This window comes from Paraburkholderia sp., assembly GCF_035656215.1.
GTDB lineage: Bacteria > Pseudomonadota > Gammaproteobacteria > Burkholderiales > Burkholderiaceae > Paraburkholderia.
Map to the genome: position 1 here is coordinate 25,317 of NZ_DASRSY010000475.1, position 9,039 is coordinate 34,355.

Sequence of the window (9,039 nt, forward strand, 5' to 3'; positions counted from 1 at the left end):
ATGAGCTCCAGCTTCAAACTCTCCGCCGTTTCAGTTGTCGCTTCTCTCGCATGCGCTCTCGCGTCCGGCATGCTCGTGCCGGCGGCGCACGCGGCCACACCGATCACGGTGACGTCGCAGGCCGCCCTCGACGGTCCGATCCGCTACACGGTCCGCGTCACGTCGAAACAGTTCGGCAATTCACAGGAAACGCGCACGATCCGCTCTGGCGAATCGGACGATTTCACGTGGAAAACCGTGCCGCCCGGCGGCCCCGTGCCCGCAACGGATACCTGTCCGAATTATTCGTCGCTTCCGACGGATACCAACGGCGCGATGATTCGTCAGACGCAGATCCGCTTTGCACCGGTCGTCGCCGGCGACGGCACGGCGTCTGTGCAGCTGAGCTTTCAGGCGCAGACGCCGCACGGCGTGAAGACGGTGACGAGCGGCGGCAAAACGCTCAAGTGTCCGAATGACGTGACCGTCAGCCAGATTCTGCGTTTTACGATGCCGGTCAACGGCAGCACGAAAACGCTGACGCTCAGTGACGGCACTGAAGTAGCGGTCACCGCGAAACGTTAAGGGTTGCGCGGCGCGGCTTCGCTCAACGCCGCGCCGCAGCCCGCTCCACCAGTCGCGCGGAGAGAAACCTGTGTTCCGCCGAGAAGAGCCGCCGATACGTGAGCAGCACGGCGCCCACTGTCCCCAAAGCTGACGACGCTGCTATCAGGAACATGATCACGATCTGATAGCGCACCGCCTGCAAGGGCGACTGACCGGCGAGCACCTGCCCGGTCATCATGCCGGGCAAACTCACCACGCCGACCACGGCCATCTGATTCAGCGTAGGCATCATGCCCGCGCGCACCGCCTGGCGCGCAGGCGCCTGCGCCGCTTCCCAGCGAGTCGCGCCGAGCGCGAGCGCCATGTCCACACGGTCACGCCGCGCGGTCAGTTCCTCGGTCATCCGTTCGATGCCGAGCGACACGCCGGTCAGCGTATTGCCGAGGATCATGCCGAGAATCGGAATCGCGTACTGTGGCTCGTACCAGGGGTGAATGCGGATCACGACGAAGAGCCCGACCGCCGCCACCAGCCACGAACTGACCCAGATCGACAGCACGCTGTCGACACGTTGGCCCGCATAGGTGCGATTGCCGCGCTGCGCGCCCGCGAAGCCGGCGATCAGCGTCATGACGGCCATCAAGGGCAACACCACGAACCAGTGGTCGTAACGGAACACCCAGCCGAGCACATAGCCGATTGCCAGCAACTGCACGACGGTGCGTACCGCCGCCCACGCGAGCTGGCGTTCGAGATCGAGCTTGAGCGCCACCGACACCACACCGTTCACCACGATCAGTAACGCGGCGATCGCGACGTCCCACAAACTCAGGTTTTGCAATGTCATTGGCCGACCTCCTGACGTGCGGGCGTGACAGCGGGTTCGCCGAGCACACCGGCGCGCATTGTGAGGTGCCGCTCGCTCATGCGCGCGGCTTGCGCCGGATCGTGCGACACCCACATCGAGGCATGCCGCGCGGGGTCGGCCGCGAACCACGCGTGCACCAGCGCCTCGATCGCGTGCGACGATTCCGGGTCGAGCGAAGCGGTGGGTTCATCCAGCAGCAGCACTTCGGGCGCGAGTTGCAAAACGCGAATCAGCGCGGTGATCTGCGCTTCTCCGCCGGACAACTCGCTCGCACGCTTGTCGAGGAAATCGTCGCCGCGGCCGGCCTGGGCGGCGAGGCTCGCCGCATGCGCGCGATCGAAGCGCACATCGCGATAGGTGCGCAATTCGAACGGGTAACGCAGATTGTCTTCGACGCTGCCGTCGAGCAGCGCGGGCCGCTGCCGGATATACGCGACGTTGCGCCTGTAACGCGGAATGGCCGCGCGCTCGACCGGCGCGCCGTGCCACATGATGCATCCCGCATCGAGCGGATCGAGCAGGGCGAGGGCGCGCAGAAACACGCTTTTGCCCGAGCCCGACGGCCCGGTGACCGCGACACGGTCGCCTGCGTGCAGGGCGAAGGTCGTCGGTTGCAGCAGCGTTTGCCCGCGCAAGGCATCGCGCCGGGCGATGCCGTCGGCGAGGACGAAGGGAACATCTTTCATGAGTGGGATCGCGGTGGATTTTTGCGTGGATTCGGAGGCCGCCATGACATTCATTGACGTTTTCATGGCAGGGAAACCTGTGCCCGAACGGTACGGCATGATAAAACGGCATCTGTCAAACAATACTACCAGGCACGATACGTGCTGCCCCGATGCACAACGAAGAACAAGGACGGAGCTTCTCAATGGCAGTGTCGCGCACGATTGGAATGCGGATAGGAAAAATCATCGCATGGCTGCTGGCGATCATCGTCATTCTGATTGTCGCGCTGACAATTTTCATCCTGACCTTTGACTGGAACCGGGCTCGGCCTTATGTCAATGACAAGGTCACGCAGGCAATCGGCCGGCCGTTCGCGATCAATGGCGATCTGAAAGTGGGGTGGCAGCATCCGGTTGGCGAGACCGGCTGGCGTGGCTGGGTGCCCTGGCCGCGTTTTTCGGCGGCCAACATCACGGTAGGCAATCCCGACTGGACCAAACAGCCGCAGTTCGCGACGCTCGACGAAATCGACTTCGAGGTCAAGGTGCTGCCGCTGCTCACGCATGACATCGTGATTCCCGCGATCAATCTCGTGAATCCGTCGGTCGACCTCGAACGGCTGCTCGACGGGCGCAACAACTGGACTTTCAAACTGGCGTCGTCCAGCGGGCCTTCCGAATGGAAGCTCGATCTGCATGACATCGCGTTTGCCAAGGGCAATATCGCGTTGTCCGATCAGCAGAAGAAGGTCGAGATGGAGATGGCGATCGATACGCTCGGCCAGCCGATTCCGATCGGCGAGGCGATGAAGCAGCAGGAGGCGGCGTCACGCAGTGCCTCGGCGGAGGCGGTGGGTAAAGCGGGCGCGAGCAAGCTCACCGCCCAGACGAACGCGCAGGCCGCGGCGGCGTCCGCTGCGGCGGCTCCAGGCGCTTCGTCGACGGAGATTAGCGCGTCGGGCGCGACAGCGGCGAATGGCGAGTCGGGGGCGCTGGTTGCCAGTGGGGCGAACGGTGCAAGCGAGGGCGCGAGCGGCGCGGCGATAGCATCGGCGTCGAACGCCAGCGAGGCGGGGGGTACGGCGAACGGTGCGAAGCCGGTGATCCCGCCATACGCGATTGGGTGGACCGTCAAGGGCACCTACAACAAGACGCCGGTGTCCGGTAGCGGCAAGGTGGGTGGCGTGCTGGCGTTGCAGGACGCGAACCGGCCGTTCCCGATTCAGGCCGATGTGAAGGCCGGCGATCTGCGCGTCGGTCTTGTGGGCACGATCACCGATCCGGCGCATCTTGCCGCGGTCGATTTGCGCCTCTGGCTGCAAGGCAACAGCTTGGCGCGGCTGTATTCGCTGACGGGCGTGACTTTGCCCGACACGCCGCCTTATGCGACTGACGGGCGCCTCGTGGGCCAGTTCAAGTCCAGCGGGAATGTCTTCAAGTATGAAAATTTCACGGGCCGGGTGGGTGGCAGCGATCTGAATGGCTCGCTGACCTATACGGCACGTGAGCCGCGTCCGCTGTTGCAGGGCGAACTGGTGTCGCATCTGCTGCAATTCTCCGATCTGGCGCCGATCATCGGTGCGGATTCGAAAGCCAGCAAGGCCAAGCGCGGCGATGCGACAGCGCAGCCGGGCAACAAGGTACTGCCCGTCGAAGAATTCCGCACCGACCGTTGGAAGTCGATCGACGCCGACGTGAAATTCACGGGCCGCCGCATCGTCAAGGACTCCAACCTCCCGATCACGGACTTGTACACGCACGTCGTGATGACCGACGGCGTGCTGTCGTTCGAGCCGCTGAAGTTCGGCGTGGCGGGCGGTTCGCTGTCATCGAATATTCATCTGGACGGCAGCACCACACCGCTGAAGGGTCGCTTCGCGACCTCGGCGCGGCATCTGAAGCTCAAGCAGTTGTTCCCGAACTTCAAGACGATGCAGAACGCACTTGGCGAAATCAACGGCGACGCCGCGCTGACCGCGACAGGCAATTCGCCGGCGGCGTTGGCGGCGACGTCGAACGGTGAGGTGAAGGCGTTGGTCACCGACGGCACGGTGAGTCGCCTGCTGATGGAAGCAGCGGGGCTGAACGTGGCCAACGTAGTCTATGAAAAGCTGTTCGGCAATCGCGACGTGAAGATCAACTGCGCGGCGGCGGATTTTGTCGCGACGAACGGCGTGCTGGATTCGCGTGTCTTTGCGCTCGACACGGACGACGCGGTGATCAACATCGACGGCAATGTGAATCTGCGCGACGAATCGATGAATCTTGGCGTACACCCGCATACCAAGGGCTTCCGGGTGTTTTCGCTACGCTCGCCGCTGTATGTGAAGGGGACGTTCAAGAATCCGCACGTGGGCGTGGATGCCGCCGCGCTGGCGCTTCGAGGGGGTGCCGCTATCGGACTCGGGTTGATCAATCCGTTTGCGGCGCTGATTCCGCTGCTCGCGCCCAGCAATAACAAACCGCTGCCGTGCGGGCAGTTGCTGTCTCAGGTTCGTCAGGCGCCGACCGCGCCGCCGCCGGGCGTCAAGCAGCAGCCTAAAACGGCCATTTCCCTCGACGGCGCGCCGGTCAACAAGTCTGCCGCAGGCGCTTCCTCGCCGACTGGGGCCGAAAAGAAGCCGGCGGTCAAGTCACCGGCCAGTGCGGCCGAATATAAGGGGAACTGATGCTTTTTGCCATGCCTGCGGACTGGTGGCGCTGGTCCTTCGGCGCCGGCCTTTCCTTTATTTTCTTGTGGCTGATTAGCGTTCCCGCAGTACGGGGCGAACGCCAACACGCGGGCAGGAAAAGGAAAGGTGATGGCGTTGGCACGCGGGGCAGGCAAACAGGCGCCGCGCAGGCAAAAGAGAACAACGGGATCAACGCCGTAGACATGCAGACAACGGCGTTGCCACGGGAAAGAAAAAGATAATCGATTACCTTAAGGAGCGCGGAGCGGCATCTCCCGCAGCATCCTGTCTGCGAACCCCTCGCCGGGCGCCGCCAACACGGGTGGCGCCAAACTCCGTCAGGATCTTGCCTCTGGCCCGGCTGGCAAACACCAGAAACCCAAACCCATCGGCTTCATACCAATACCCGCCATTCTCGAGCCCATCGAGCGGCTGCTCCAACGCATTGGTGATGGATTCGATACAACGGCGCCGCAATTCGGCGGGCGCTGGATAGGGTGGCTGGGCGCCTCGTACGCTGCACAGGAGAACGTCGAGCCCAGGCAGCACATGCGCATAGAGCACCGGCTCGTCCTGCGCGCGAGCGCGCGCGATTTTGGTGTCGAGCTGACCGAACGGCTTGAAATGCCGTAGTACCGCGAGGAACGACTCATCGCCGTCCACCTTCGCGCGCCTACGCTTTTTCGGGAAGGACATAAAAATTCGCCTGAAAAAGAATTGCAAGAAACGCAGCGTCCTCATGCGACAACTCCCGGCTTCGCGCGCCGCACGTCGATCTTTTATAGCATACGACAAGGCCGGATTCACGATGATTCGACGTCTACGCCGCCCCACCGCCTCCCGCACGAACCATGCCGAACCGCCTCGCCGCGCGCTTTCGCTTCCCAGCACATCTGTCTCCATCATAGACGCACGCGCCGCTGAAAAAACATCTCGTACCAATAAAAAAGTCATTTTTGTGTGGGCGAGCGCATCTTGCCACTACGTTGAAATATCTCACATTCACGTCGATAATGGCCCGTCCGGCTGCACCGTGGCATGCCCGCCAGTCCTGCATCGCAATGGCCTGCAGGCGCGGGGTGGCAGGGCGATGCGAGGCGCGTGGTCCGTGCGTACCGCCACGGCTTGAACGACCCTTCAGGCGAACATGAAACTATTCACCAAGGGTCTGCTGCTGATTGCAGTGCCGAGCGTGGTCGAGCTGGCGCTTCTGGGCGTCGTCTTCGATACCCAGGAGCAAACAGCGCAGGCCGCGCAGCGGGTCAGCAACAGCAAGCAGATCCTTTATCAGTCGTCGGCCATTGTCGACCCGCTGCTGCGTCAGGCCGCGCGGGTTCGCACGGGCATGGTCCTCGGCGATCCGCTGTTTATCGACCGCCGTACCGTGTGGGTCGATCTCGGCGACCGCCTTTCGAATCTCGAATCGCTGGTGGCCGATACGCCGCAACAGGTCGAGCGCGTGCGCAAGATGCAGCAGGCGATCGAAGCGTATCGTGCGCAGGCCGCCACGATCTCGCAGGCTCTGCACGAAGGACACAATCTGAATTCGCTTGCCGAGCTGGACTCGGGTGCGCTTCCCCGGCAGATCGCGCTGTTTCGCGAACAGCTGGCTGAATTTAGTAACGAGGCCTCGCGGCTCGACACCGAGCGCGGCGCGGCTCTCGCAAGGCGGCGCGAACGCCAGCAATACGCGCTGATTGCCGCGGTGTTGGGTTCGATGCTGATCTGGGCGGCCACCGCCATGGTGTTTGCGCGCAGCATCGGCCGGCGCCTGGAGGTGTTGACGGGCAATGCCGAGCGTCTGGGCCGCGGGCGGCAGCTTGCAGCGCCGCTGTCCGGCAACGACGAAATTGCCGCGCTCGACGCGGTGCTGCACCAGACGGGCGCGCGCCTGCGCGAGGCCGATGGTGAGCAGGCCAGGCTGAAAGCGCGGCTCGAAGCACGCGCGCAGGAACTGGCGGGCGTCAACGAAGAGCTGAGGCAGGAGACGCAAGACAATGAAATGTTCATCTATAGCGTATCGCACGATCTGCGCTCGCCGCTGGTGAATCTGCAAGGCTTTTCGAAAGAATTACAGGTATCGTGCGACGAACTGGACAGCATCGTCGAGGCGGCGAAACTGCCCGAGGCCGAGCATCGGCGTATGGTGCATATTCTCGACGGCGATGTGCGCGAGTCTCTGCAATATCTACGCACCGCGGTAACGCGGGCGGCGGCGATCATCGACGCGCTTTTGCGGATTTCGCGTGCCGGCCGGCTCGAATACCAGTGGCAGCGGGTGAGTGTGGGCCGGGTGGTGGGCCGTGTGGTCGACGCGCTGCAGGGCGTGATCAGTCAGCGCGCGGTGGTGGTCACTGTGCGCGAGTTACCGCCCGCATGGGGTGACGCGGGCGCGATCGAGCAGATTTTCAGTAACCTGATCGGTAACGCGCTCAATTATCTCGACCCGGCACGCAATGGGCGCATCGAGGTCGGTGCGCTGGAGCCGGAACCGGTCGACGAGACGGAACCGCGCGCGTTGCGCACGCGCACTTATTATGTACGCGACAATGGCCTCGGAATTCCGGCGGCGTATATGTCGAAGGTGTTCCGGGCGTTTCAGCGTCTGCACGGCGACGTCGCGAACGGAGACGGCATCGGCCTTGCGGTGGTGCGGCGGGCGGTGGAACGGCATGGCGGCCGCGTGTGGGTCGAGTCGGCAGAAGGCGCGGGGTCGACCTTTTTCGTCGTATTGCCGGAACAGCCCGCGCGCAATTGAGCTGGGCCAGGCCCTTGAGGAAACGGTGGGAACAATTAAGAGCATGATGCGAAAACAGATAGTCAGCACGGAGGGCATATGAGTCACGGGGAAACGGTCAGTATTGTGCTGATCGAAGATGACGACGGCCACGCCACGCTGGTCGAGCGCAATCTGCGCCGTGCCGGCATTTCAAACGGTTTCGTGCGCTTTCGCGATGGCCAGCAGGCACTCGACTATTTCTTCGGCCCGGCGCCGGCGGATGCCGCCGCAAGCCCTTACCCGCCTCGCGAAGATCTGACGAATTTCGTCGTGCTGCTCGATCTGAAAATGCCGCGCGTGGATGGCTTCGAGGTGTTGCGGCGTTTGAAGGATTCGCCGCAGACAGCCGCGGTGCCTGTGATTGTGCTGACCACGACCGACGATCCACGCGAAATCGCGCGCTGTTACGAATTGGGCTGCAACGTCTATATCACCAAGCCGGTCGAATATGACGCGTTCATCGAAGCCGTGCGCCGTCTCGGCTTCTTCCTGCAGGTGGTCAAACTGCCCCCGGGCCACCGGCTGGCCGCGCCATGACGTAAGGTTCATGTGAAGGCGCTCCGAAAGCGGCCCATGACAAGATAGCTACACCAGACCTAGCCAAAGAAGACTCCGCATGTCCGAAGAAGTGTCCACGCAGCCCGCCGCGTATGTGCTGGTCGTCGATGACGACGAGGGCATCCTGCGGCTCGCGCGCAAGTCGCTTGAACGCGCTGGCTGCCGGGTCGCCATCTGCGCGGGTGTCGAAGCGGCCCGCGAGCGGCTCGCCGTGGGCACGCCCGACCTGCTGGTTCTCGACTACCAACTCAGCGGGCCGGAGACCGGCCTCGACTTCTTTCGCCGCTTGCGCGCGGAAAGCGTGCGGATCCCCGCCATCCTCGTGACCGGTTTCACTGACGAATCCCGTGTGATCGAAGCGTTGCGCGCGGGCGTATCCGACGTGGTGCCGAAATCCGGCGACTACCTCGATTATCTGCCCGAGGCCGTCGAACGGGTGCTCTCGCAAGTGCGCTTGCAGAAGGCGTCGGACGATGCCTTGCTGCTGCGCGACCGGGAACAGCATTACCGGACGCTGTCGGAGGCGCTGCCGCACCTCGTGCTGACCTGCAATGCCGCGGGCGATTGCGATTTCCTTTCGAAGCAGTGGTTCGACTACACGGGCTTGGGGGAAAGCAGTTCCTACGGGCTCGCGTGGCTCGATGCGGTGCATCCCGACGATCGTGAAGAGATTCGCCATACCTGGCTCAAGGCGGTGACGAGCGGCGCCAGTGATTATCGGCACGAACTGCGGATTCGCCGCCACGACGGCGAATATCGCTGGTTCGACGTCCGCGCCGTCGCGATGCGCGACGCCGAAGGCAATGTCAGCAAATGGTTCGGCAGTTGCACGGACATTCATCCGCAGCGCGAGGCCATCGAGGAACGCGAGCGTCTGCTTGCCTCGGAGCAGGCTGCCCGTCAGATCGCCGAAGAAGCCAATCGTGCGAAAGACCGCTTCCTTGCCAT

Annotated in this window: 9 protein-coding genes; 6 read left to right on the forward strand and 3 right to left on the reverse strand. The window is 63.3% G+C overall.

Features of this window, described 5'->3' with window-relative positions:
* Positions 1-564 carry a DUF6013 family protein gene (locus VFE81_RS28020; protein WP_325047691.1) on the forward strand — a complete coding sequence of 188 codons (564 nt, stop codon included), beginning with the start codon at positions 1-3 and terminating at the stop codon, positions 562-564.
* A gap of 22 nt (positions 565-586) precedes the next feature.
* On the opposite strand, the gene VFE81_RS28025 is transcribed toward VFE81_RS28020, so the two are convergent.
* On the reverse strand, positions 587-1,393 hold the full coding sequence (locus VFE81_RS28025; RefSeq protein ID WP_325047692.1) for an ABC transporter permease: 807 nt from the start codon (positions 1,391-1,393) through the stop codon (positions 587-589).
* Complete coding sequence (locus VFE81_RS28030; RefSeq protein WP_325047693.1) at positions 1,390-2,100, reverse strand: ABC transporter ATP-binding protein; 711 nt, start codon at positions 2,098-2,100, stop codon at positions 1,390-1,392. The genes VFE81_RS28025 and VFE81_RS28030 overlap by 4 nt, the downstream gene beginning before the upstream one ends.
* 185 nt (positions 2,101-2,285) lie before the next feature.
* Between VFE81_RS28030 and VFE81_RS28035 the strand changes: the two genes are divergently transcribed.
* Together VFE81_RS28035 and VFE81_RS28040 are read left to right on the forward strand one after the other, a co-directional pair.
* The gene (locus VFE81_RS28035) at positions 2,286-4,751 is read left to right on the forward strand and encodes an AsmA family protein (RefSeq protein ID WP_325047694.1); all 2,466 of its coding nucleotides are present in this window, start codon (positions 2,286-2,288) and stop codon (positions 4,749-4,751) included.
* Entirely contained in the window at positions 4,751-4,996 is a 246-nt protein-coding gene (locus tag VFE81_RS28040; protein ID WP_325047695.1) for a hypothetical protein, read from the forward strand. Before VFE81_RS28035 ends, VFE81_RS28040 begins: the two co-directional genes overlap by 1 nt.
* Positions 4,997-5,000: 4 nt before the next feature.
* On the opposite strand, the gene VFE81_RS28045 is transcribed toward VFE81_RS28040, so the two are convergent.
* The gene (locus tag VFE81_RS28045) at positions 5,001-5,495 is read right to left on the reverse strand and encodes a hypothetical protein (protein WP_028196609.1); all 495 of its coding nucleotides are present in this window, start codon (positions 5,493-5,495) and stop codon (positions 5,001-5,003) included.
* 406 nt (positions 5,496-5,901) lie between these two features.
* On the opposite strand from VFE81_RS28045, the gene VFE81_RS28050 reads away from it, so the two are divergent.
* From VFE81_RS28050 to VFE81_RS28060, 3 genes are all read left to right on the forward strand, one after another.
* Entirely contained in the window at positions 5,902-7,512 is a 1,611-nt protein-coding gene (locus VFE81_RS28050; RefSeq protein WP_325047696.1) for a sensor histidine kinase, read from the forward strand.
* A 78-nt stretch (positions 7,513-7,590) separates the two neighbouring features.
* Complete coding sequence (locus tag VFE81_RS28055; protein ID WP_325047697.1) at positions 7,591-8,070, forward strand: response regulator; 480 nt, start codon at positions 7,591-7,593, stop codon at positions 8,068-8,070.
* Between the two features lie 79 nt (positions 8,071-8,149).
* Positions 8,150-9,039, forward strand: an 890-nt coding sequence (locus VFE81_RS28060; RefSeq protein ID WP_325047698.1) for a response regulator, incomplete at its 3' end; no start/stop codon positions are given.